Annotated in this window: 19 protein-coding genes; 10 read left to right on the top strand and 9 right to left on the bottom strand. The window is 55.3% G+C overall.

Annotation, left to right across the window (positions count from 1 at the left end; translation table 11 throughout):
* The first annotated feature begins 29 nt into the window (after positions 1-29).
* From fzlA to ACR0EO_RS21865, 3 genes are all read left to right on the top strand, one after another.
* On the top strand, positions 30-695 hold the full coding sequence (gene fzlA / locus ACR0EO_RS21875; RefSeq protein ID WP_480693028.1) for an FtsZ-binding protein FzlA: 666 nt from the start codon (positions 30-32) through the stop codon (positions 693-695).
* Between the two features lie 78 nt (positions 696-773).
* Positions 774-1811: a tRNA epoxyqueuosine(34) reductase QueG gene (gene queG / locus ACR0EO_RS21870; RefSeq protein ID WP_480693027.1), complete on the top strand. Its 1038-nt coding sequence runs from the start codon at positions 774-776 to the stop codon at positions 1809-1811.
* Positions 1812-1883: 72 nt separating this feature from the next.
* The gene (locus tag ACR0EO_RS21865) at positions 1884-3887 is read left to right on the top strand and encodes a hydantoinase/oxoprolinase family protein (RefSeq protein ID WP_480693026.1); all 2004 of its coding nucleotides are present in this window, start codon (positions 1884-1886) and stop codon (positions 3885-3887) included.
* Positions 3888-3910: 23 nt separating this feature from the next.
* Here the strand turns inward: ACR0EO_RS21865 and msrA are convergent, their stop codons facing one another.
* Together msrA and msrB are read right to left on the bottom strand one after the other, a co-directional pair.
* Positions 3911-4420, bottom strand: a complete 510-nt coding sequence (gene msrA / locus ACR0EO_RS21860) for a peptide-methionine (S)-S-oxide reductase MsrA (protein WP_480693025.1) — start codon at positions 4418-4420, stop codon at positions 3911-3913.
* Positions 4417-4866, bottom strand: a complete 450-nt coding sequence (msrB, locus tag ACR0EO_RS21855) for a peptide-methionine (R)-S-oxide reductase MsrB (RefSeq protein WP_480693024.1) — start codon at positions 4864-4866, stop codon at positions 4417-4419. Before msrB ends, msrA begins: the two co-directional genes overlap by 4 nt.
* Before the next feature lie 145 nt (positions 4867-5011).
* Here msrB and ACR0EO_RS21850 point away from each other — a divergent pair, with 145 nt between their 5' ends.
* Positions 5012-5533 carry a glutathione peroxidase gene (locus tag ACR0EO_RS21850; RefSeq protein ID WP_480693023.1) on the top strand — a complete coding sequence of 174 codons (522 nt, stop codon included), beginning with the start codon at positions 5012-5014 and terminating at the stop codon, positions 5531-5533.
* On the opposite strand, the gene ACR0EO_RS21845 is transcribed toward ACR0EO_RS21850, so the two are convergent.
* Positions 5509-6396, bottom strand: a complete 888-nt coding sequence (locus tag ACR0EO_RS21845) for a DMT family transporter (protein ID WP_480693022.1) — start codon at positions 6394-6396, stop codon at positions 5509-5511. The genes ACR0EO_RS21850 and ACR0EO_RS21845 overlap by 25 nt on opposite strands.
* Before the next feature lie 189 nt (positions 6397-6585).
* On the opposite strand from ACR0EO_RS21845, the gene ACR0EO_RS21840 reads away from it, so the two are divergent.
* Positions 6586-7782, top strand: coding sequence for a BCCT family transporter (locus tag ACR0EO_RS21840; RefSeq protein ID WP_480693047.1), 1197 nt, complete (start codon positions 6586-6588; stop codon positions 7780-7782).
* A gap of 115 nt (positions 7783-7897) precedes the next feature.
* Positions 7898-8131, top strand: coding sequence for a hypothetical protein (locus ACR0EO_RS21835; RefSeq protein WP_480693021.1), 234 nt, complete (start codon positions 7898-7900; stop codon positions 8129-8131).
* A 402-nt stretch (positions 8132-8533) separates the two neighbouring features.
* On the opposite strand, the gene ACR0EO_RS21830 is transcribed toward ACR0EO_RS21835, so the two are convergent.
* The 4 genes from ACR0EO_RS21830 to ACR0EO_RS21815 form a co-directional block, all read right to left on the bottom strand.
* Positions 8534-8821 carry an HU family DNA-binding protein gene (locus tag ACR0EO_RS21830; RefSeq protein WP_170349467.1) on the bottom strand — a complete coding sequence of 96 codons (288 nt, stop codon included), beginning with the start codon at positions 8819-8821 and terminating at the stop codon, positions 8534-8536.
* A 130-nt stretch (positions 8822-8951) separates the two neighbouring features.
* A complete protein-coding gene (locus ACR0EO_RS21825) occupies positions 8952-10415 on the bottom strand; it encodes an AMP nucleosidase (RefSeq protein ID WP_480693020.1) in 1464 nt (487 codons plus the stop codon).
* Complete coding sequence (ade, locus tag ACR0EO_RS21820; protein ID WP_480693019.1) at positions 10412-12214, bottom strand: adenine deaminase; 1803 nt, start codon at positions 12212-12214, stop codon at positions 10412-10414. The genes ACR0EO_RS21825 and ade overlap by 4 nt, the downstream gene beginning before the upstream one ends.
* Positions 12215-12357: 143 nt before the next feature.
* On the bottom strand, positions 12358-13233 hold the full coding sequence (locus tag ACR0EO_RS21815; RefSeq protein ID WP_480693018.1) for a LysR family transcriptional regulator: 876 nt from the start codon (positions 13231-13233) through the stop codon (positions 12358-12360).
* A 116-nt stretch (positions 13234-13349) separates the two neighbouring features.
* On the opposite strand from ACR0EO_RS21815, the gene ACR0EO_RS21810 reads away from it, so the two are divergent.
* Positions 13350-14105 carry a class II aldolase and adducin N-terminal domain-containing protein gene (locus tag ACR0EO_RS21810; protein ID WP_480693017.1) on the top strand — a complete coding sequence of 252 codons (756 nt, stop codon included), beginning with the start codon at positions 13350-13352 and terminating at the stop codon, positions 14103-14105.
* Between the two features lie 29 nt (positions 14106-14134).
* Positions 14135-15124: a sterol desaturase family protein gene (locus tag ACR0EO_RS21805; protein ID WP_480693016.1), complete on the top strand. Its 990-nt coding sequence runs from the start codon at positions 14135-14137 to the stop codon at positions 15122-15124.
* Between the two features lie 3 nt (positions 15125-15127).
* Here ACR0EO_RS21805 and ACR0EO_RS21800 read toward each other — a convergent pair whose 3' ends face one another.
* Positions 15128-15760: a class I SAM-dependent DNA methyltransferase gene (locus tag ACR0EO_RS21800; protein WP_480693015.1), complete on the bottom strand. Its 633-nt coding sequence runs from the start codon at positions 15758-15760 to the stop codon at positions 15128-15130.
* Between the two features lie 90 nt (positions 15761-15850).
* Here ACR0EO_RS21800 and ACR0EO_RS21795 point away from each other — a divergent pair, with 90 nt between their 5' ends.
* Entirely contained in the window at positions 15851-16696 is an 846-nt protein-coding gene (locus ACR0EO_RS21795; protein ID WP_480693014.1) for an SDR family oxidoreductase, read from the top strand.
* Between the two features lie 6 nt (positions 16697-16702).
* On the opposite strand, the gene ACR0EO_RS21790 is transcribed toward ACR0EO_RS21795, so the two are convergent.
* Complete coding sequence (locus ACR0EO_RS21790) at positions 16703-18319, bottom strand: GMC family oxidoreductase (RefSeq protein WP_480693013.1); 1617 nt, start codon at positions 18317-18319, stop codon at positions 16703-16705.
* A gap of 431 nt (positions 18320-18750) precedes the next feature.
* Here ACR0EO_RS21790 and katG point away from each other — a divergent pair, with 431 nt between their 5' ends.
* Complete coding sequence (gene katG / locus ACR0EO_RS21785) at positions 18751-20952, top strand: catalase/peroxidase HPI (protein WP_480693012.1); 2202 nt, start codon at positions 18751-18753, stop codon at positions 20950-20952.
* Positions 20953-21307: the final 355 nt, after the last annotated feature.

Raw genomic sequence — 21307 nt, 5'->3', positions numbered from 1 at the left:
GAGGTATTCACTGGTTCGATTGGAAGCCCATGGCGCGTCTGTTTCACGTTCCCCTTTCCCCCTATTGCCGTAAGGTTCGTCTGTCTCTGGCCGAGAAAAAGATCGAAGTTGAGCTGGTTGAGGAGCGATATTGGGAAAAAGATCCAGACTTTCTGCGTCGAAATCCGGCAGGTAAGGTTCCGGTCCTCCGTCTTGATGGCCAGGTCATGTCGGAAAGCGCGGCCATTTGCGAATACATTGAAGAAACACGCCCAGAGCCTCCACTCATGCCGAAAACACCCGAATCGCGATACGAAGTGCGTCGCCTTGTTGGGTGGTTTGACGACAAGTTCCACCACGAGGTTACGTCAAAACTGTTGTATGAGCGGGTGAACAAGAAAGTGACCGGCGAAGGCTATCCTGACAGCAAAAACGTCAAGGAAGGCGCGCGCGCGATCAAGTATCACTTGGACTACATGGCCTGGCTGTTGGATCATCGCCGCTGGCTGGCTGGTGATCAGATGACCTTGGCAGATTTCGCGGCGGCTGCGCATCTTTCGGCCTTGGATTATATCTCGGATGTAGATTGGAACCGATCTCAGGCGGTGAAGGATTGGTACGCCAAAATTAAGTCACGCCCGGCGTTTCGCTCGATTCTGGCGGACCAGGTTCCAGGGTTCCGCCCACCGGCTCATTACGCTGATCTGGATTTCTGATAGGGTCCTTACGACAGGGGGCTTCGGCCCCATTGCGGCCCTTTTGGTCAATTCACCCCAAGGATTCTTTTTGACCAGATGAAGAGCGGATTGGAATTGAAGGAACGGCTGGTTGCACAAGCCCTGTCTGAGGGGTTCGTGTCATGTCGCGTGTGCCGACCGTGGGATGTGCCAGAGGTTCCTCAACGTCTGCAGAGCTACCTAGATGCCGGATATCATGGGCAAATGGGATGGATGGCCGAACGTACCCACTGGCGTGGAGACCCTGCTGCGCTGTGGCCTGAAGCCCAGTCAGTGATCATGCTGGCCGAAAGCTATACGCCCGAGCATGATCCAACAGAGGTTTTCAATTTCCCTGAGAGTGCTGCGATTTCTGTTTATGCGCAGAACAAGGACTACCACGATCTGGTCAAAAAGCGGCTGAAGCGACTTGCCCGTTGGTTGATTGCCGAAGCCGGTGGGGAAGTGAAAGTGTTTGTTGACACCGCCCCCGTCCCAGAGAAGGCGCTAGGCCAGGCGGCAGGTTTGGGTTGGCAGGGAAAGCACACCAACCTTGTCAGTCGAGAATGGGGCAATTGGGCCTTTTTAGGCTCTGTTTTTACCACGTTGGACTTACCAACAGATATTGTTGAAACGGATCATTGTGGGAACTGTCGGGCTTGTTTGGATGCGTGCCCGACAAACGCATTCCCGGCACCTTATCAGCTGGATGCGCGGCGGTGTATCTCGTACCTGACTATCGAACACAAAGGCCCGATTGACGAGGAACTGCGTGGTAAGTTGGGCAATCGAATTTACGGATGCGATGATTGTCTGGCAGCATGCCCTTGGAACAAGTTTGCTGTTGCGGCCAGCGATGTTCGTTATTCCGCAAGGGATGATTTGAAAGCTCCACCATTGGCAGAACTGGCCGCGCTGGATGATACCGCTTTTCGTGCAAAGTTCTCGGGATCACCTATCAAACGGATCGGCCGGGATCGGTTCGTGCGCAACGTGCTATATGCCATCGGCAACTCCGCATTGGCGGAATTGCGGCCCGTTGCACAAGGCTTGACGGATGATCCTGACCCAACGGTGGCCGACGCGGCGCGCTGGGCAGTCAAACAACTTTCATAAGTGCCGCAAACAGGCTGGACGTGTCGTCCGAAACCGCTACACCGATCTGCAGCGAACAGAAAGGAGATCCCGATGGCGTTGGCTTTGGGGGTGGATACAGGCGGTACCTATACGGATGCGGTGCTTATCCGGGATGAGCAAGAGGTGATTGCTTCAGCCAAGTCATTGACGACGCGGGCAGATCTGGCGATTGGCGTAGGTAAGGCTATTTCTGCTGTGTTGGATCAAGCGCAGGTTTTGCCGGATCAGATATCGATGGCTTCGTTGTCGACCACTTTGGCCACGAATGCTCTGGTCGAAGGGCAGGGTGGCCGTGTCGCTCTAATCTACATCGGGTTCAAAGACAGTGATCTGGACAAGCACGGCCTGCGAGACGCGCTCAAAGGCGATCCAGCGTTGGTGATAGCCGGCGGTCACAGCCATGCAGGAGGCGAAGCAACTTCGTTGGATATAGAGGCGCTTGAGGCCTTCTTAGACACTCACAAAGGGGTTTCTGGGTTTGCAGTGGCGGCTCAATTCGCCACCCGAAACCCTGCACATGAGCTTGAGGCCGCGCGGATCATTGTTGAAAAGACCGGCGCCCCGGTGACGTGCTCTCATCACTTGTCGGCCAAGCTGAACGGGCCGAAACGTGCAGTAACGGCTGTTCTGAATGCTCGGCTGATTGGAATGATTGATCGGCTGATCGGTCGGGCCCAGGACCGACTGCTTGAGTTGGGCATTACCGCGCCGATGATGGTGGTGCGCGGGGACGGTGCCCTTATGAGCGCTGAACAGGCGCGTGAACGACCGATTGAAACGATCCTCAGTGGCCCTGCGGCTTCGATTGTCGGCGCCAGCTGGCTGACGGGTACTAAGAACGCTCTTGTATCGGATATTGGCGGAACGACTACGGATGTCGCGCTGATCCGGGACGGGAAACCGGCAATTGACCCCGCGGGCGCTCGGGTCGGTGGGTTTCGCACTATGGTAGAAGCGGTTGCGATGCGCACTCATGGTTTGGGCGGCGACAGTCAGGTGCACGTCGTCACCGAAGGACTGGGCGGTGGGGTTTTTCTTGGGCCAAGGCGCGTTTTGCCAGTGTCGTTGATCGCATCCGAAGCTCCTGAGGTTGTGCACGCAGTATTGGACGCGCAGTTGCGGGCAACAACGGTAGGCGAACATGACACACGCTTTGCGCGGTGTGTTCCGGGTATTCACGCCGAGGGTCTCGGCGCCCGAGAGGAGGCCTTGCTCGAGAGACTGGGTGACAAGGTTCTGCCGCTCAGTGATTTGCTGCGCACCCGGATGGAAAAGGGTGCCTTGGCGCGCCTTGTGGATCGCGGGATCGTGCAGGTTTCGGGCATCACCCCGTCGGACGCCAGCCATGTTTTGGGCCGATTGGATGCTTGGGATACTGTGGCCGCGCATAAAGCCTTGGAATTGATCGCACGTAAGCGGGTGGGAACTGGGGACAGGCTGGCCAAGTCCCCAGAAGAACTTGCGCAAATCATCGTAGACCAGCTGACAGAACAGACCTCTTTGACTTTGTTAGAGACCGCTTTTGCAGAAGAGGCAGAGGATTTTGGTATTCCGTCCGCGGATCTTGCGCGGCATGTTCTGACGCAAAAAGGGCTGTCCCGCCATCGCGGCCTATTGGCTATAGACGCTTCTCTGAATGTGGATGTGGTGGGGTTGGGCGCATCTGCCCCTAGTTACTACCCTGCTGTCGGTGAGCGCTTGCATTGCAGTATGATCCTGCCTGAGCATGCAGGTGTTGCGAACGCTATTGGTGCGGTGGTTGGACGCCTGACGTTGCGCCGAACCGGGACCGTGACGTCACCATCCGAGGGGCGATATAGGGTGCATCTAGAGGACGGACCGCAGGATTTCAGCGAATCCGACAAAGCGCTGGCGCTATTGGAATCAGTTTTGAGGAACGAAGCGGAAGGTGCTGTGCGGCAGGCCGGAGCGGAAGACATCCGCGTGGTTGTAGACCGCGACATCCGCACCGCAAGGATCGAGGCGCAAGAGGTGTTTGTCGAAGCAATGATCACCGTTGAGGCCAGCGGACGCCCCCGGGTTGCAGCAGGTTAGCCCCTTAACAGGGGCTAGCCCAGTTATTCAGCCGCGTCGCGTTTTGGTAGAACCCAATCGGGGCGCGGGAAATGACAGGTATAACCGTTGGGAAGGCGTTCCAGATAGTCTTGGTGCTCAGGCTCGGCTTCCCAGAAGTCGCCAACTGGCTCGACTTCGGTCACAACCTTACCGGGCCAGATACCGCTGGCGTTCACGTCGGCAATTGTGTCCAGAGCAACCTGTTTTTGCGCATCATCAACATAGTAAATCGCTGAGCGATAACTCATCCCGATATCGTTCCCTTGACGGTTAACCGTCGTCGGGTCGTGTATTTGAAAGAAAAACTCCAGCAAATCGCGATACGAGATGGTCGCAGGGTCGAACCAAATTTCGATTCCTTCAGCATGGGTGCCGTGATTGCGGTAGGTGGCGTTTGGAACATCACCGCCGGTATAGCCGACGCGGGTGCGGGAAACGCCGGGAAGTTTGCGGATCAAATCTTGCATGCCCCAAAAGCAGCCTCCGGCCAGAACAGCGCGTTCATCGGTCATTGGATATCCTCCACATGGATCAAAAATTCGCCATATCCTTCAGCTTCCATTTCGTCGCGATGGATGAACCGAAGGGAGGCGGAGTTGATGCAATAGCGTAGTCCGCCATGCTCGCGCGGACCATCGGGAAACACATGGCCCAGATGGCTATCACCATGTTTAGAGCGTACTTCGGTTCGGAACATCCCAAGTGTTCGGTCCTCTAGCTCTTCGACATGCTCATGCACGATCGGCTTAGTGAAACTGGGCCAGCCGCAGCCAGATTCGTATTTGTGGGTCGATGCGAACAATGGCTCGCCTGAAACGATGTCGACGTAAATTCCGGGCTCTTTATTGTTGAGCAGCTTGCCAGTACCCGGGCGTTCTGTCCCGCTGCGCTGCGTGACGTGGAACTCTTCGGGTGAGAGGGCGGCAATAGCGTCTGGGTCTTTTGTATAGCGGGTCATGACTCCTCCGGTGGCTTGCGGATGTTGTACATTATTTGGGCGTCGTGTCAGGGAATTCAAAGCCATGTTACAACTGACTCGCGTCCTCGTGCGGGTGATCCAGAAAAGGAGCATGCGCGTAAACATCAATAATGGAGGTTCGGCAATGTTTCGATTGATGCTTTTGACGTTCTTGTTGTTGGTGGGCCGTGCTGTTCAAGCTGCCCCGCTCAGTGGAGAATTCGCTTCGATCGATGGAGGAACGTTGTCGATTGAAGATTGGCGCGGTCAGCCAGTTCTTGTGGTGAATACCGCTTCGAATTGTGGATTCACCGGTCAATACGAAGCGCTGCAAAAGTTGCACGAAGACTACGGCAAACGTGGTTTGGTAGTTTTGGCGGTGCCGTCCGACTCGTTCAATCAGGAACTCGGCTCAACGGAAGAGGTGAAAGAGTTCTGTGAATTTAATTATGGCCTCACGCTTCCGATGACCGACATCACTCCGGTCAAGGGTGCAAAAGCTCATCCCTTCTATCGCGAAGTGGCAGCTGAAACGGGTTTTGTTCCCAGTTGGAACTTTAACAAGATATTGCTGGACCCACAGGGAACGGTTGTCGCCACCTTTGGATCAGGAACAATGCCGGATTCCCGAAAAATTCTCAGTCAGGTTGAAGCTTTGCTGCCTTGAACGGGTTGGCGTGAGAGTTGCACAGCTAGAATCCCCACTGTTGTCACCAGTACCCCGACCGCATCCATTGGGCCCAGCTTTTCACCTAAAAGCAGCGCCGCAATTGTGACCCCGAATACCGGGTTGAGAAAGTGGAATGTAGCGGCACGGGTTGCCCCAATTCGGTCTAACAGCAGGAACCAGATAAACGTGGCCAGAAGACCAGGAAACAGGGTCGTATAGGTAAAGGCCAAGGCCCAAGGCACCGTAGGGTGTATGTAGATCGTTTCAAAAATCGGGGCTGCAACAAACAGTACGGCGGAGCCAACCAGCATCTGTAGCCCCACAACCATCATGAAGTTTCCACCTGATGTGGCCCCTCGGACCGCAAGTGTGGCGAAGGTAAGCGCCAGGGCGCCAAAGCCGCAAAGTATAACTCCGAATAGGTCAATGCCCGCGCTGATCCGGCTGCTCATGATCAGGGCGACACCGGCAAAGCCGGCAAGCAGCCCCACAACGCCAATAGGTTTGAGTCTCTCGCCCAAAAGCAACCAGCCTGCCAACGCAACCAACAACGGCATTGTCGATGCAATAATGGCTGCTACCGACGCCTCAATCGTTTGCATGGCATAGAAATTCAGACCCAAATAAAGGGCGTTCTGGCAAATCCCGAACAAGATCGTCGCATACCATTGCGATCGCGTAAGTCGCCAGCTTTGTCCCATCGCACGCGCAATGGTGATGCCAATCAGGCCGGAAACAAGAAACCGTAAAGCCAGAGAGAACAGAGGAGAAGAGTCTGCCACGATAATCCGGGCCGAGGTAAAGGCTGACGACCAGATGAATGCGAACACCAGGCCCATTGCTATGGCGCGAAGATCCATCGGGCCTCTCTCTGAATTTTTCGGCACTCTTTCTTAAATTCTATTCCGCTGCAAGCAGTGCAACTTTTTGCGTCAAAAAAAGCACATTCAAAAGGTGGGTATTAATGTTTGCCTGTTTTTATTGATTGACTGGCCAATAAAAGATAACGGCAAGACCATCAGAAATATCATGGGAGGCTTTTGGTGCTTCTGGAATACATCCTGTCGTTTGGCGTCCTGCTAGCTTTGGGCTTGGTCGCTTTCTTTGTGGTGAAGTGGTGGAATCTGCGCTGTGTCGGCGTAACACCTGTCCATCTTTTCACTTTCATCGCGATCCTGTTCACATCCGGTCTGGATGTTGGCTTGATCATGTTCCCGCTGACTGAGTTCGGTGGCTATGCCGAGGAACCAGCCTATGCTTTCGCGAATCCGCTCGCGATCGAGTTCGGGTTCTGGGGTTTCCTGATCTGGGCGTTCTACTTCCTGACCGCGTTCTATTTTTGCGTTCTCGAACCGCGCGTGCAGTTCTTTGAGATCCCTCTGGTCAAGCTGATCAACAACGTCGTGATCATCGGCACCTGTGCCTTCACCGCCAGCCTGTTCCTGATCTACTTGCCGGGCTATCTGCCTGAGGTCGGAGATGGCGAGTCCGTGGTCTCAACGTTCTACATCATCGTGTTCGTGGTCATTCTCGCGGCGGCCTACTCGTCCACCGACCTGAAATACGTACGTATCCTCTCGGTAGGTTCGACCTTTCTCTTCCTGGCTCTGATCATTGGCATGTGGGTTGCGGCAGGCATGGGCTTCACTGGATTTGTTGAAACCGGCAGCAACATCGGTGCTTACTTCGCGAACATTCACAAGTTTGTACTGCCGCTGACCGACTATCACGCCTTCTACCTGTTCTGGTGGTTCGCATGGTCGATCATGATCGGTCAGTTCACATCGCGCTTTGTTGGCGGCCTTACTACGTGGCAGTTGTTGGCGGCACTGTTGATCTTCCCGTCGATCCCGTTGGCGATCTGGTTCACCGTTCTCTACTACTACCACCTGAACGGTATCAGCACTGCAGGCATCACCAACATCGCAATGGTGATCGTGGGTGTGACCTTCGTGATCAACTCGCTGGACTCACTGATCCGCCTTTACACCGACAACCTGAACATGACGGTCGAGCGGTTTGGCAAGGCGATGTATGTGGCTGGCAACGTTGTGCTGCTGTTCGTCCTGACCTTGCTGTTCCAGAGCCAGTGGTTGCAGATTCAGTGGATTGGTGCAGTGGTTGTCGGCCTCTATCTGGCCTGTGTGGTCTATATCCTGATCAGCAAGCGTAAAGAAGTGATGAGCATCGACTCGATGCCCGAAGACCGCGATCTGGACTTCCACAAGGTTGAGACGGTTCACTAAGTTCTCTGACCAACGAAATTGGCTAACGGGCGTCTTTCTAGGCGCCCGTTTTTCATTCTGCGGTTGGCACGGGCGTTTGCCGCGCTAATTCAGACTGAGGAATGTGAGGAGCATCATGCTGGAAGAAAAACGCAAGGATCTGGACTCGGAAAAGCAGAAGAAACTTCTGTTTCGACTGGTGGATGAAATCAGCCATTCGTCACCAGACTTGTATTACAGGCCGACCAGCGAAATCGCGTCTTATCTTGAGGCATACATCCGAAAGGGTGCCAAGTTGTCTGCTGATGACAGGGCGCTAATGACCCGCCTTAGTCGCCGCGATTTGGAAGTGTTGTTGAGTCTGCATTAAGTGCGGAGAAAACAATTTCCTGATCAGTAGGCCTCACTCATCTTGCAAAGGTTGCCGGGATAGATTGTTCACGCTGATCATCACCCTTTTCAAGATCGATCAACTAACACCACCAGTGAGGTAGACGCGTACCTTAGGATGTATAGGGGCTCATCAAACTTTCCGAGTGTCTCGTTTTGCCCAAAGAATGCGACGTAGCGATCAATAAATGTCTAAGTCTTCATCGTACCAACAGTGTTCGATCAGGCCGTCTTATCTCACTCGGGTTCCCGCGGGGACAAACACTTTGCTTCGCACTCTTTGGTTTGAAAGTTTCTCTTCAAGAGCAAGGAAACTCACATCCTCCAAAGAAAAAGGGCCCCCAACCGGCGGCCCTCAATCACTTGTCCGTAAAGGCTGGGATCAGCCGTTTACGCTGTCTTTCAGTGCTTTCGCGATGGTCATTTTGACCACTTTGTCAGCCTCTTTCTTAAACTGCTCGCCGGTGGCGGGGTTGCGCACCATGCGCTCGGGGCGCTCGCGGCAGTAGATTTTGCCGACGCCGGGCAGGGTAACGGCACCGCCGGCCGAAACTTCGCGGGTGATCAGGCCGGTTACGGCCTCCAGCGCGGCGTTTGCGGCTTTCTTGTCGGTTCCCATTTCCTCAGCGAGAGCAGCAACCAGCTGAGTTTTAGTCATAGGCTTTGCCATTTCTTGGTCTCCTTAACGTGCCCGATAGATTGGGCCTCACCGCGTAACTGTAACGGGATATTGTGGCTGAACACAACGAATAGTAGGGCGGAAAACCCTAAAAATATGGGGAAAACGTTGCTTTTTTGCGTCAGAGAAAGGCTGTTTCGTCGAATGAACGCAATTTCCGGCTGTGCAGGCGCTCTAAAGGCATACCGCGCAGGTGCTCCATTGCGCGTATACCGATCGCCAAATGACGGCTGACCTGTGTGGTATAGAACGCCGATGCCATGCCAGGAAGCTTTAATTCTCCGTGCAGGGGTTTGTCCGAAACGCACAGGAGGGTGCCGTAAGGAACACGGAACCGATAGCCGTTGGCAGCGATGGTGGCGCTTTCCATATCCAGTGCAATCGCTCGGGACTGACTGAGGCGCTGCACCGGGCCAGACTGGTCTCGTAGTTCCCAGTTTCGGTTGTCGACAGATGCCACAGTGCCGGTGCGCATGATCCGTTTTAGCTCGTAACCTTCCAGTTCAGTAACCTCGGCCACGGCCTGTTCCAGCGCTACTTGAATCTCGGCCAATGGCGGGATTGGCACCCAGACCGGTAGATCATCGTCCAGTACCTTATCTTCGCGCAGATAGGCGTGTGCCAGAACGAAATCTCCAAGCGCCTGCGTGTTCCGCAACCCTGCGCAATGCCCAACCATCAACCAGGCATGAGGGCGCAGAACAGCTATATGGTCGGTCGCGGTTTTCGCGTTCGAAGGACCGACACCGATATTGACCAGAGTGATTCCAGATCCATCGGCGCGTTTTAGGTGATAGGTCGGCATCTGAGGCAGTTTCAGCGGTTGTTCCAGAGTGCCATCCGGCGTCGTTATCTCGACATTCCCAGTAGAAACAAAACTGGTGTAACCGCTGTCCGGATTTGCCAGTTGATCGCGCGCATAGTTTTCGAACTCAGACACGTAGAACTGGTAGTTGGTGAACAGAACATGGTTCTGGAAGTGGCTGGGGTCGGTCGCCGTGTAATGCGACAACCGTGCCAGTGAGTAATCCACACGCTGCGCGGTGAACAGAGCCAGCGGGCCGATTTCGTCCTCAACGTCGTGCACACCATTGACGATGTCGTCATTTGTGGTGGTGAGATCCGGCACATCGAACACGTCGCGGAGGGTAAAGCCCGCTGCGCCTTGGTGCGGAACCACCAGATCAGGGTTATTGGCGACCGCAAAGTGCACTGGAATAGGTGTGCCGGAGGCCTGAATGGTTACCTGTTGATCGTGGTTCTTGATCAGCAAGGCAATTTGTTGCGTCAGGTAAGATCGAAACAGATCGGGTCGCGTTACAGTGGTCGCATGCGTGCCGGGCTCGGACACATGCCCAAAGCTCAGGCGGCTATCGACCTGCGCATAGGATGAGGTTTTAACGCGAATTTCCGGATAAAAGGCTCGGTACCGCTCGGTAGGGGTGCCCTGTTCCATTGCAGTTGCAAAGCTTTCGCACAGGAACTGCGTTGCCATTACATACAGTTCTTCCAAGCGAGCAACTGCGGCAGCGGGATCAGAGAATTTCTCGGGTGATGGGACGTTCGGTGTTTTTATTATTGTCATGCAAGAGGTTCCAGAAGGTCGATCTTTTCAAATGTGCGTACATCCACCAAGCCCAAATCCGAAATCCGAAGTTCGGGGATCACAACCAATGCCAGTAGTGAGTGTTGCATGTACGCGTTATTCAGCTGGCAGCCGCAGGATTGCATCGCCTCGACCATCTTTTCAGCCTTGGCAGCGACTTCATCGGCGGGGCTATCGGACATCAGACCGGCAACGGGCAATTCAACCAGTGCAAGTTCTGCTCCATCGCGGAAAATGGTAATCCCGCCTCCAACCTCGGCTAGCCGGTTCGCGGCAAGCGCCATTTGCTCGCGATCTGTGCCGACGACAATCATGTGATGGCTGTCATGAGCAACTGTCGAAGCCATGGCCATTTTGCCCTGGTACCCAAAGCCCGAAACGAAAGCGTTGGTCACTCCACCCGTGGCGCGGTGGCGTTCGACGAGTGCAATCTGGCATACTTCGCCCTCGCCTTCGACAAGTCCGCCTATAATGGGCAGTTCTGCTTTGAGTGCTTTGGTCGGGGCTTGGTTCTCGACTACGCCGATTACGTTTGCCTGAACACGATTGGCGCCGGCAGGGGCGTGAATCTCAAAATCCGTATCAGTCAGTGAGTGGCCGAGATGCACGGTGTTGCGTGCGGTCTCTGGCCAGTTCAGATGCGGGCAGTCGACCGTAATCTTGCCGTTCTCGGCAACGATCTGACCGCGAGCGATGACCATTTCGATGGGGAGTTCATACATGTTCGAGCTTAAAATGACATCTGCCCGTCGTCCCGGAGTAAGCGATCCGATGTCGCGTTCTAACCCGAAATGCGTCGCTGTGTTTATCGTGGCCATTTGTAGCGCGATCAGTGGGTCGCATCCGCAGGCAATTGCATGACGCACTACGCGGTTCATGTGCCCGTCATTGACCAATGTGCCGGAATGGCAGTCATCGGTGCAAAGAATAAAGTTGCGTGGATCTAACCCCTTTTCGGTGACGGCCGTGATCTGGCTTTCGACGTCATACCAGGCCGAACCCAGCCGCATCATCGACCGCATCCCCTGTCGGACGCGGGCAATCGCGTCCGCCTCGCAGGTACCTTCGTGATCATCCGCGGGGCCGCCGGCAACGTAGGCTGCAAAATCAGGCCCTAAATCAGGCGAAGCGTAGTGTCCGCCTACCGTCTTGCCAGCCCTCTGAGTGGCAGCGATTTCTGCCAGCATCTTTGGATCACCGTTGATCACGCCCGGGAAATTCATCATCTCCCCCAACCCTATAATGCCAGGCCAGCTCATCGCTTCAGCTACATCGTCGGGAGTGATCTCAAAGCCGGTTGTTTCGAGCCCCGGCGCAGATGGCGCACAAGAGGGCATCTGCGTAAAGATGTTCACTGGCTGCATCAACGCTTCGTCATGCATCATGCGTACGCCGTCCAAACCCAACACGTTTGCGATCTCATGCGGGTCGGTGAACATGCTTGTAGTGCCATGTGGAATCACGGCGCGGGCAAACTCGGCCGGCGTCAGCATGCCAGATTCGATATGCATATGCGCGTCGCATAGGCCCGGCACCATGTAACGACCATTTGCGTCGATGATCCGCGTATCTGGGCCAACGCAATGTGAAGCATCAGGCCCAACAAATGCAATGCGCCCGGCGGCAATGGCGATGTCGTGATCTGGCAGGGTTTCACGGCTATGAACATTCACCCAGATACCGCCACGAATGACCGTATCCGCAGCCTCGCGTCCTGCGGCAACTGCAATCAATTTAGGAGCGACATCGGGCCAGCTTGGGAAAGGTTTGTATTCCATGGCCCAACTTTCCCGAATGCGTAAGAAGGTGCAACCCCTGCAGATCAGGTATCATCAAACCGTCACGAAGCGCGTAAGTGCTGCACTGACCCACCAAAACAGGTGCGGGAACCCATCTTTGCGGATGGCGGTAGAGCCGCGGGTTAACAAGAAAGGTCAGCCTGCATTTCGCGCCGGATCCAATCAGCAAAAGCCAAAGCTCCCGGAGTTTCCTCGGCCTGAGGCGACAGCAACAGATAATAGGCTTCTGGCATCACCGCCCGGTGAGAGAAGGGGGCTACCAACCGACCTTGTTCGATCAGGTCGCGTGCGATGGTGTCGTGGGCCAGGCAGAGGCCTCCTCCGGCCATCGCAACGGATAGGCTAACCAGATACGTTGTTGCGTATGTTATCGGAGGATTGCCCCATATTAGAGCCTGATCTTCCGCCCAGTTTGCCCAGTTGGACAAAAGGTTCGAGCAATCAAAAAGCGGCTGCTGTTGCAAAGTGTCCAACGTCACTTCGTATTCGGGCGCACAGACTGGATAATAATGCTCTGTTCGAAGCAATTCCGTGCGAACCGTATCTGAGGGACGCAGCGAATAGCGGACTTCAACCGATGCGCCCTCGGCCATTTCACGCGGTTCCCACAACTCGGTGAAAATATTCAACTGCACTTCGGGATGCTCGGATCGAAACTGCGGAAGGCGGGGGGCCAACCAGTTAACTGCAAAGCTCATGTTGCTTTGCACCTGAACCGCATTTTGCTGAGCGCCGGTCACCGCCTGCGTCCCGCGAACCAGCGTGCGAAAAGCATCGCGGACAACCGGCAGATAGGTGATCCCGGCCTCGGTCAGTTCCAAGGCGCGTGGACGCCGCAAAAACAACGGCTGTCCCAAGTAACCTTCCAACGACTTGATCTGCTGGCTGACCGCGCTTTGGGTCATGTTCAGGTCGCGGGCCGCTCCGGTGAAGGACAGGTGGCGGGCTGCGGCCTCGAACGTCCGTAACCAACCCAACGGAGGGAGCGTTTTTTTCATGTTCATAACCTTGGCATAAGTTTGACTTATGAGATAGGTGCGTTTTTTTCGTTGGTCAAACATTCGCGGCAAAGGCACCCTTTCTTTCAGCCAAGTTATTCCTGAAGGAGCCCGCAATGACCGTCGCAAACCTGCGCCCAAACATAGACCATTGGGCAGAACGCGTTGACCTAGCCGCCGCCTTCCGCTGGACCGAGCGGCTGAACATGCACGAGGGCGTGGCCAATCATTTCAGCCTGGCAGTGAATGAGGACGGAACGCAGTTCCTGATGAATTCCAACCAGATGCATTTTGCGCGCATCAAGGCGTCGAATCTGTTGTTCTTGGATGCCAATGATCCGGACGTGATGTCTCAACCCGGCGCGCCTGATCCAACCGCGTGGGGGTTGCATGGGTCAATTCACCGCCACTGTCCTCACGCTCGCTGCGTGATGCATGTTCACTCGATCTTTGCCACGGTTCTTGCATCACTTGCGGACAGCAGTTTGCCACCGATCGACCAGAACACCGCCACTTTCTACAATCGCTACGTCGTGGATCAGGAGTTCGGCGGTCTGGCTTTTGAGAGCGAAGGTGAGCGTTGCGCCGGGATGCTTTCGGACCCGAAACAGAAGGTCATGATCATGGGTAATCATGGCGTATTGGTGATCGGCAGTGATCCGGCAGATACGTTCAATCGCCTCTATTATTTCGAACGCGCGGCGGAAACGTATATCCGAGCCCTGCAAACCGGTCAGCCTTTGCGCGTGCTGTCGGACGAAATTGCCGAGAAGACAGCACAGGAGCTGGACGACTATCCCGATCAGTCCGGGGCGCATCTGCGCGAGATCAAGGCTTTGCTGGATGCCGAAGGCTCCGACTACGCCACATAACCCGACGACGCCACAAAAAGGGTATTGCCATGACCGACGTCACCCAAGACCCCGAAGCCGCCCGCTGGCACTATCACCCCGAAGGGCCGGTAGGGTTGAATCCGCTGTTCAATTGGCCGCCGCGTCCGGCTGCTGTGTTGAAATGGTATAGCGGCGCTTGGTTGCAGATCACTTCACTTACCCTGTGCATGGTGTTGGCTGTGACCGCCTATGCATTTTTCTTTCCTGCGTTGGAAACGATGAAAAGTTTCGCGCCAGGGTGGATGTTTCGCATTTGGCTGCTGAACATGGTGCCTCAGATCTTCATCGCCGGCGGTCTGCATTGGTGGCTGTACATGCGCAAAGGTCAGGGCATGTACAAGAAATTCGACCGGCGCGATCTGACGCGTGATAATGGCAACTTCACCTTTCGCAATCAGGTCTGGGATAACATCTGGTGGACGCTCGGCAGTGCGATGACCGTGGCGACTGTCTATCAGTGGGTGATCTATTGGGCGATGGCCAATGGGTACGTGCCAACTGTGACTTGGGCCAGTGCCCCGGTCTGGTGTGTGGTCTGGATGCTGTTCATCCCAATGTGGTCTGGGCTGCACTTCTACTGGGCGCACCGGTTAGAGCATCACCCCAAGCTCTATAAGTACGTCCACGCAGTGCATCACCGGAACGTCAATATCGGTCCGTGGTCGGGGATTTCGAACCACTGGTATGAAAACCTGCTGTATTTCACTACCTACTTCATCCACCTGATCGTTCCGTCTCATCCGCTGCACGTTCTGTTTCACACCTACTTTCAGCAGATCAGTCCGGTTCTGTCGCATTCTGGTTTTGAAAAACTTCAGGCAGGAAACACAGACGCGGCCAGGGCGGGGGATTTCTTTCACCAGCTGCATCACCGGTATTTCGAGTGCAACTACGGCACGTCCGAGATCCCCTTTGACAAATGGTTTGGCACTTATCACGACGGTTCAGCCGAGGCGACGACGCGTACCCGTGCTTACAAGAAGCAGATGTATACCTGAAGGCTAGGTTCGCTCGAACAGGGCAATCAACGCGGTATCGTCCTTGTTGGGGCCGACAGCAAGGTCGCCATAAATCCGAACTTCGGGCAGGGTCAGGTTGTGTATCTGGCCCTGCGCCAGTTTGTGCAGCGCATCGGCAAAGCCCAGCTTTTCGTAGTGCTTGGCGTTGATCGACAAGGCGAACTGCGCACCGGGGCGGGCCACGCGCAGGAGCGCAGTCAAAGCTTCAGGACCAAGATGGCCGTGGGTGAATGTACCCGAAGACACGATACCAGAATAACTGTCGCGCGGAACGGGGATACCTTGGTTCAGGTCAGCCTCAATCGCGTCGCGGTAAATGTCTTTGCGCATAGCCTGATCCAGCATTTCGGCGCTGATGTCGGTGGCGTCGATTGGGCCAACGCCCAGTCCAGCCAGAACTGCACCGCATAAACCCGTGCCGGCTCCGACATCCAAAACCGGACCTTGCCCACCCGCGGCTACAAAGGCCCGGGCCGTATGAATATGGAGCTGATAGTCCTCTCGCGCGGCGAAGGTCTCATCATAATCTCCAGCCCATTCGGCATAGAGTTGTTTGTGATCGTCTGGCGATGCCAGAGAGTAAGCAGTGTGCAGATTTGGTGTTTTCTCGGCCATGCTTAAAAGAAAGGCGCATTGAGGGATTCGAATCAAGTATTCAGGCGCAGGTGCTTGCATCCGCCGGGATTGCGGACCATCAAAGGCGCTATGACACGTAAACTCTTTTCGTTCGGCCACGGGTATTCGGCACAAGCCCTGTCCCGTTTGCTGGAACCACAGGGTTGGCGCATCTGTGGCACGACCCGCGATCCCGCCCAATCCCCAACAATTCGAGCTTCGGGCGCCGATCCCTTGATTTGGCCCGGTCAGACTCCTGACCTTGACGGCGTCACGCACCTGCTAATTTCAACGGCGCCCAAGGCCGACGGCGATCCTGTGCTTGCGGGCCTGCAGGACGAAATCACTCGCCGCGCCGCGCAGTTCCAATGGGTTGGATATCTGTCGACCACAGCTGTGTATGGCGATCATCAGGGGGGCTGGGTGGATGAATCTACGCCACCCTCACCAACATCCAAACGCGGTCAGTTGCGTGTAGAGGCCGAGCAACAATGGCAAAGCATCCCCGGCTTGCCGACCCATATATTCCGTCTAGCCGGTATATATGGTCCGGGACGCGGACCGTTTTCCAAGCTCAAACGAGTAGGAATGCGCCGCATCATCAAACCTGGGCAGGTTTTCTCACGTATACATGTCTCAGACATCGCACAGGTTCTTGAGGCCTCCATGCTGGCACCTAATCCCGGTGCCATCTACAACGTTTGCGATGATGAGCCCGTTCCGCCGCAGGACGTCATCGCCTATGCCGCCGAGTTGCAGGGACTACCTCTGCCTCCGGCCGTGGCGTTTGACGAAGCGGAAATGACGCCAATGGCTCGTAGTTTTTATAATGAGAACAAGCGGGTCAGGAATGACCGGATCAAGGATGAGCTGGGCGTGCGCCTGCTGTACCCGGACTATCGCTCTGGGTTAGAAGCATTGATGACTGGCGCTTGACGGGTACTAAGCCGCTGCTTTGATCAGCTCGGCGGCTTTCTCGGCAATCATGATGGTTGGTGCGTTGGTATTACCCGAGACCAGCGTCGGCATGATCGAGGCGTCGACCACCCGCAACCCTTCAATCCCCCGCACACGCAATTCCGGGTCGACCACGGCCATGTCATCTATGCCCATTTTGCAAGTTCCGACCGGATGATAGATCGTATCAGCGCGGTCACGGATATGCTTTTCCCAATCGGCATCGGTTTGGGCCGTGTCCGTTCCGAACATCTCTTTGTGCCGGTACTTTGCCAATGCCGGGGCCTCAAGAATATCGCGCGTCATCTTTGCGCCCCTGATCATAGTTTCCAAATCGCGGTCGTCGGACAAAAAGGCGGGATCAACGGCGGGTGCTGAGAACGGATCGGCACTGTTCAAGCTGACTGTTCCACGACTTTCAGGGCGCAGTTTGCACACATGGCAGGTGAAGCCATGGCCGTAGTGCAGTTTGCGAGCGTGATCGTCTACTAGAGCTATGGCAAAATGCAGCTGAACGTCAGGTCGATCGAGATCGGGTGAGGTTTTCAGAAATCCTGCACCTTCGGCAAAGGGGGTGGCGGCCATTGAAACCCCGGTCTTGCGCCACCGCAAAAGGTGTCGAGTCAGATTTACCGCTGCAGCTGGGCCAATGCCGAAATTGTCAGTGTCTTTTGTTTTATATGACAGGATGAAGTCCAAGTGGTCCTGCAGATTTTTACCCACGCCGGGCAGGTTTTGCAGGACGGGAATGCCGTGCCGGGTCAGGTCTTCGACTGCCCCGATCCCGGACAATTGCAGCAATTGTGGGGATTTCAGCGCTCCGGCGCAGATCAGCACCTCGCGTCTTGCAGTAACCTTGATGTCGGAGCCTTTAGCTTTCTTTTTATAGATCACGCCAGTCGCGCGCTTACCTTCAAAGGTTAATTGTTTGGCATGGGCGTGGGTTATCACAGTCAGGTTGGGGCGGTTCATGACCGGAAAGACATAGGCTGCAGCAGCGGAGCACCTCTCTCCGTTTTTGTCAGGGTCATGAAATTGAGTGACTTGATAAAGTCCGACCCCTTCGTTGTCGCCGCGATTGAAATCATCGGTGCGGCGGTGCTGCATCTGCTCGGCTGCTTCGACAAAAGCGTGGGTGATCGGGCGCGGATCTTTCTGGTTCGACACCTGCAGCGGACCTGTGTCGCCGTGCAGTTCATCGGCCCCATCTTCGTTGTTTTCGGATAATTTGAAATAGGGAAGGACGCTGTCCCAATCCCAGCCGTTGCAGCCCAGATCGGCCCAACCATCATAGTCCTGACGTTGCCCCCTTATATAGAGCATCGCGTTGATTGCGCTGGATCCGCCCAAAGCTTTGCCGCGCGGCTGGTATCCCCTGCGCCCGTTCAAGCCCGGTTGCGGTACAGTTTCAAAAGCCCAGTTGTTGATTTTTGGGCGTCCGGGCAAAGAGGCGACAACAGCGGAAGGCATGCGGACCAGGATACTTTTTCCGGGACCTCCTGCCTCAAGCAGGCAAACACTTTTTTTCGGATCTTCGCTAAGACGGTTGGCGAGAACTGAACCTGCAGATCCGCCGCCAACAATAACGTAGTCGAACTCCATCGTGTGTTTCCCCCTCATGCCCGACCACGCAAGAGCGTACGCCGATCAGCCCTGTATCACTTGCGGAGGTTTCCGCATTTCTCCCTGCTTCAAACTTTGGCGGAGTGATGGGAAAAAACAATTCCTGCACTTTGGATGTGACCCAAGGTTATTAATGGATTTGGGCTGTTGTGATGAAGGGTGCCAGCGATTGGTGAAGAAATCATAATTTTTACCTATGGCATTCATCATTAAACAAAACTTTTTCGCATGATTTGAATTTGCTACATCTGAGGGAGACAAGACAGAAGAGTCGCCAAAACCCTTGCCGAAAGCGCACCGTAAAGTTTGGGCATTTTCGGCAGGGTATTAGTGTCATCTAAATGTGTTCTTGATCGACCGAGTTTTGACCGCGCGAACCTGCCGGAAATTAGCCAGGATTGGAGATCGATATGGACGGAAGTGATAACCCAAAAACGGGCGGTTGCCCGGTAATGCATGGCGCGGGAACCCGGTCAAACCGGGATTGGTGGCCAAACCAGCTAAACCTGTCGATCCTGCACCAGAACACGCCGGCGTCGAATCCGCTGGGTGCGGAATTCAACTACGCCGAAGAGTTCAAAAAGCTGGATATGAAGGCGCTGAAAGAAGACCTTTATGCGCTGATGACAGACTCGCAGGACTGGTGGCCCGCTGACTATGGTCACTATGGCGGCTTTTTCATCCGTATGGCGTGGCACAGCGCTGGTACCTATCGTACCGCTGATGGTCGTGGCGGTGCTTCGACTGGCAACCAGCGTTTCGCTCCGCTGAACAGCTGGCCTGACAATGGTAACCTGGATAAGGCGCGCCGTTTGCTGTGGCCGATCAAGCAGAAATACGGAAACCAGATTTCCTGGGCCGACCTGATGATCTTGGCCGGTAATTGCGCCATCGAGTCGATGGGCGGCAAGACATTTGGTTTTGCGGGTGGCCGCGAAGACATCTGGGCCCCCGAAGAAGACATCTATTGGGGCTCTGAAACCGAATGGCTTGCCCCGACCGACAACCCGCACAGCCGCTACTCGGGTGAACGCGATCTTGAAAACCCGCTGGCTGCGGTTCAGATGGGCCTGATCTACGTGAACCCGGAGGGCCCTGATGGAGAGCCTAACGTTCTGGCCTCGGGTCGTGACATCCGTGACACCTTTGGCCGGATGGCGATGAATGACGAGGAAACCGTTGCTCTGGTCGCCGGAGGTCATACTTTTGGTAAAGCGCACGGTGCAGGCGATCCCGATTTGGTTGGGCCGGACCCTGAGGCCGCCCCGATTGAAGAGATGGGCTTTGGCTGGATCAACAAGTTCGGTTCGGGCAAGGGTGACGACACTACTACCTCGGGTATCGAGGGTGCGTGGACTGCGAACCCAATCAAATGGGACAACGGTTATTTCGACCTGCTGTTTGGGTATGACTGGAACCTGACCAAGAGCCCCTCGGGCGCATACATCTGGGAACCGGTGAACGTTAAAGAGGAAGACATGGCCCCGGCGGCGCATGATCCGTCCAAGAAGGTTAAGACCATGATGACCACCGCCGACATGGCGATGCGCATGGATCCGATCTATGGCCCGATCTCGAAGCGCTTCCACGAAAACCCGGAAGAGTTCGCCGACGCTTTTGCCCGTGCATGGTTCAAACTGACCCACCGCGACATGGGTCCGCGCTCTAACTATATCGGTGAAGAGGCCCCGACTGAGGAGTTGTTGTGGCAGGACAACGTTCCTGCTGTAGATCACGATCTGGTTGATGACGCTGATGTGGCTGATCTGAAGGCCAAGATCGCAGCGGCCGGATTGTCGGTTTCCGAACTCGTGTCGACCGCTTGGGCCTCGGCGTCAACATTCCGTGGATCGGACAAGCGTGGCGGTGCCAATGGTGCCCGTATCCGTCTTGCGCCTCAAAAAGACTGGGACGTAAACGAGCCGATGAAACTGTCCAAGGCGCTGGGCGCGTTGGAGGGTGTCCAAAAGGCGTTCAACGATGCGCAATCAGGCAACAAGAAAGTCTCGCTTGCTGATGTGATCGTTCTGGCTGGTAATGTTGGAATCGAGCAGGCGGCCAAAGCGGGTGGTCAAGACGTCGAGGTTCCGTTCACACCTGGTCGCACCGATGCGACGCAAGATCAAACGGATGTGGACAGCTTCTCAGTTATGGAACCCATCGCAGATGGCTTCCGCAACTACCAGAAGGCCGAATATACCGTGTCGCCAGAGGAACTGCTGGTCGATCGTGCGCAGTTGTTGACCCTTTCCGGTCCCGAGATGACTGCGCTGGTTGGTGGCTTGCGTGTTCTGGGCGCGAACTTCGGAGACACCAAACACGGTGTGCTCACGGATCGGGTCGGAACGCTCAGCACTGACTTCTTCACCAACTTGCTGGACATGAGCACCGAATGGAAACCTGCCGGTAAGGGAGTGTACGAAGGTCGCGATCGTTCCAGTGGTGAGGTCAAGTGGACTGGCACCCGAGTTGACCTGGTCTTCGGATCCAACTCGCAGTTGCGGGCACTGGCCGAAGTTTATGCTCAGGCTGACGCCGAGGGTAAATTCGTTTGTGACTTCGTCACAGCGTGGAACAAGGTAATGAACGCGGACCGCTTTGATCTGAAATAAGCACACGCTCATAACAGCGATAGCGCCGCCCGAGGAGATTTGGGCGGCGTTTTCTTTGGGGCGAGTCCCTAAGGCATACCAAGCTTTGGGTACGATTCCGGACTAATGTCAAAGCTTCTTTGGATTGGAACGGGGTTTTAGCGGGGCCGCGAGGCCATTTCTAAAGGTAACATGTTGTTTTTATTAAGATGAGTAAGTTTCTGCCAAGAAATGTGAAGTTTTTTCAAAATGGGGGTTGCAGGTCCCAGACCTAATCCGTAAATACCCCTTCACCGGCGCTGCTGAGGCGCTAGTGACACACCGGCGAGACGGTGGGACACACTGGAGAGACGGTGGAGACGCTCAGGATAGACTG

Source organism: Ruegeria sp. BE9, from assembly GCF_056538765.1.
Note: the sequence above shows the minus strand (reverse complement) of the source record. Positions and strands in the feature narration are given on the sequence as shown.

What these genes read in the sequence shown, in the direction of transcription:
- fzlA (WP_480693028.1), top strand. Translation starts at nt 30, where the DNA reads ATGGCGCGTCTGTTTCACGTTCCCCTTTCCCCCTATTGCCGTAAGGTT.
- queG (WP_480693027.1), top strand. Translation starts at nt 774, where the DNA reads ATGAAGAGCGGATTGGAATTGAAGGAACGGCTGGTTGCACAAGCCCTG.
- ACR0EO_RS21865 (WP_480693026.1), top strand. Translation starts at nt 1,884, where the DNA reads ATGGCGTTGGCTTTGGGGGTGGATACAGGCGGTACCTATACGGATGCG.
- msrA (WP_480693025.1), bottom strand. Translation starts at nt 4,420, where the DNA reads ATGACCGATGAACGCGCTGTTCTGGCCGGAGGCTGCTTTTGGGGCATG.
- msrB (WP_480693024.1), bottom strand. Translation starts at nt 4,866, where the DNA reads ATGACCCGCTATACAAAAGACCCAGACGCTATTGCCGCCCTCTCACCC.
- ACR0EO_RS21850 (WP_480693023.1), top strand. Translation starts at nt 5,012, where the DNA reads ATGTTTCGATTGATGCTTTTGACGTTCTTGTTGTTGGTGGGCCGTGCT.
- ACR0EO_RS21845 (WP_480693022.1), bottom strand. Translation starts at nt 6,396, where the DNA reads ATGGATCTTCGCGCCATAGCAATGGGCCTGGTGTTCGCATTCATCTGG.
- ACR0EO_RS21835 (WP_480693021.1), top strand. Translation starts at nt 7,898, where the DNA reads ATGCTGGAAGAAAAACGCAAGGATCTGGACTCGGAAAAGCAGAAGAAA.
- ACR0EO_RS21830 (WP_170349467.1), bottom strand. Translation starts at nt 8,821, where the DNA reads ATGGCAAAGCCTATGACTAAAACTCAGCTGGTTGCTGCTCTCGCTGAG.
- ACR0EO_RS21825 (WP_480693020.1), bottom strand. Translation starts at nt 10,415, where the DNA reads ATGACAATAATAAAAACACCGAACGTCCCATCACCCGAGAAATTCTCT.
- ade (WP_480693019.1), bottom strand. Translation starts at nt 12,214, where the DNA reads ATGGAATACAAACCTTTCCCAAGCTGGCCCGATGTCGCTCCTAAATTG.
- ACR0EO_RS21815 (WP_480693018.1), bottom strand. Translation starts at nt 13,233, where the DNA reads ATGAAAAAAACGCTCCCTCCGTTGGGTTGGTTACGGACGTTCGAGGCC.
- ACR0EO_RS21810 (WP_480693017.1), top strand. Translation starts at nt 13,350, where the DNA reads ATGACCGTCGCAAACCTGCGCCCAAACATAGACCATTGGGCAGAACGC.
- ACR0EO_RS21805 (WP_480693016.1), top strand. Translation starts at nt 14,135, where the DNA reads ATGACCGACGTCACCCAAGACCCCGAAGCCGCCCGCTGGCACTATCAC.
- ACR0EO_RS21800 (WP_480693015.1), bottom strand. Translation starts at nt 15,760, where the DNA reads ATGGCCGAGAAAACACCAAATCTGCACACTGCTTACTCTCTGGCATCG.
- ACR0EO_RS21795 (WP_480693014.1), top strand. Translation starts at nt 15,851, where the DNA reads ATGACACGTAAACTCTTTTCGTTCGGCCACGGGTATTCGGCACAAGCC.
- ACR0EO_RS21790 (WP_480693013.1), bottom strand. Translation starts at nt 18,319, where the DNA reads ATGGAGTTCGACTACGTTATTGTTGGCGGCGGATCTGCAGGTTCAGTT.
- katG (WP_480693012.1), top strand. Translation starts at nt 18,751, where the DNA reads ATGGACGGAAGTGATAACCCAAAAACGGGCGGTTGCCCGGTAATGCAT.